The sequence below is a fragment of the Rhizobacter sp. P2_H2 genome, assembly GCF_056403375.1.
Genome location: NZ_JBFUFP010001051.1, coordinates 1 through 1846, shown reverse-complemented (window position 1 = coordinate 1846; position 1846 = coordinate 1). Strand labels below are relative to the sequence as shown.

Here is a 1846-nt window from a genome sequence, read left to right as displayed (position 1 = left end):
CGCTTGATGGGCTCGGGCACGTTGTGCCGAGCTCCTCAGTTGTAGTTCCCATCGAATTGGAGTTAGTGTGAAACGTCGTCATTTCCTGAGCCTGGGTGCTGCTGCACCGGTGGCCCTGGCCTTCCCGAAGCTGGCGACCGCCGCCTCCACCAAGATCGTGCTCGGCCAGTCGGCCGCGTTCTCGGGCCCGGCCAGCGCGCTGGGCGAGCGCTTCAAGGAAGGCGCGCTGCTCGCCTTCGAGCGCGTCAATGCGCGCGGCGGCGTCAACGGCCGCACGATCGAGCTGCGCAGCGTCGATGACGGCTACGAGCCCGACCGCTGCGCCGAGAACACGCAGAAGCTGCTGAAAGACGACGTGTTCGCGCTGTTCGGCTACATCGGCACGCCCACGTCGGTCGCCGCGCTGCCGCTGGCCACCGCGGCGCGCACGCCGTTCTTCGCGCCGTTCAGCGGCGCCGAGGCCCTGCGCTCGCCGTTCAACCGCATGGCCTTCCATGTGCGTGCGTCGTACAACGACGAGACCGCCGAGATCGTCAAGCAGATCACCTCGATCGGCATGCAGCGCATCGGCGTCTTCTACCAGAACGACAGCTACGGCAAGGCCGGCCTGGACGGCATGACGGCGGCGCTGACGGCGCACAAGCTGAAGCCGGTGGGCCTGGGCACGGTCGAGCGCAACACGGTGAACGTGGCGGCCGGCGTCGGCACCATCCTGGCCGACAAACCCGATGCGATCGTGCTGATCAGCGCCTACAAGTCGTGCGCGGCGTTCATCCGCGAGGCGCGCAAGCAGGGCTTCAGTGGCAGCTTCTACAACGTCTCGTTCGTCGGCACGCAGGCGCTGGCCGCCGAGCTCGGCCAGGACGCCCGCGGCGTCGCGATCAGCCAGGTGATGCCGCTGCCGTTCAGCGCCACCGTGCCGATCTCGGCCGACTACCTGTCGGCCGGCAAGGCGCTGGGCGCGAAGTTCGAGCCCAACTACGGCGGCATCGAAGGCTTCGTCGCCGCCCGCACGATGATCGAGGGCCTGCGCGCGGCCGGCGGCAACGCAACGCCGGAGACGCTGGTGACGGCGCTGGAGAACATGCCCGAGCTGAACCTCGGCGGCTTCTTCATCGATTTCAACGACAGGTCGCATGCCGGCTCGAAGTACGTCGACATGACGATCCTGACGGCGGAAGGCAAAGTCCGGCATTGAGTCTGGTAGCCCGGATGCCAATCCGGGTGCGCGTCGGTCGGACTCTTCCCCGGATTGGCATCCGGGCTACGGCAGGCCTGTAAACTGCTTTGCTCCTTCTGAGGGAGCGCTTCCATGCAGTTGATCGAGTCCATCCTGGCCGATGCCGCGGCCGTCACGGCGATCCGACGTGACATCCACGCCCACCCCGAACTCTGCTTCGAGGAGAAGCGCACCGCGGATGTGATCGCGAAGGCGCTCACCGACTGGGGCATTCCGATCCACCGTGGGCTCGGCACCACCGGGGTCGTCGGCATCGTCAAGGGCACCGCAGGCACGAGTGACCGGGCCGTCGGCCTGCGCGCCGACATCGACGCGCTGCCGATGACCGAGAAGAACACCTTCGCGCACGCCAGCACCACGCCGGGCAAGATGCATGCGTGCGGCCACGACGGCCACACCGCGATGCTGCTGGCGGCTGCCAAGCACCTCTCGAAGAACCGCCATTTCGACGGTACCGTCTACCTGATCTTCCAGCCCGCCGAAGAAGGCGGCGGCGGCGCACGCGAGATGATCAAGGACGGCATCTTCAAGCAGTTCCCGATGGAGGCGGTGTTCGGCGCCCACAACTGGCCCGGCATGAAGGTCGGCCAGTTCGCACTGAAGAAC

At 67.1% G+C, this 1846-nt stretch carries 2 protein-coding genes; both read left to right on the top strand.

All coding sequences use genetic code 11. The features are described from left to right. The first annotated feature begins 67 nt into the window (after positions 1–67). Positions 68–1198, top strand: coding sequence for an ABC transporter substrate-binding protein (locus AC1D15_RS29900; protein WP_047500053.1), 1131 nt, complete (start codon positions 68–70; stop codon positions 1196–1198). A gap of 114 nt (positions 1199–1312) precedes the next feature. Next, positions 1313–1846 (top strand): amidohydrolase (locus AC1D15_RS29895; RefSeq protein ID WP_477828877.1); only part of this gene is annotated, 534 nt, incomplete at its 3' end.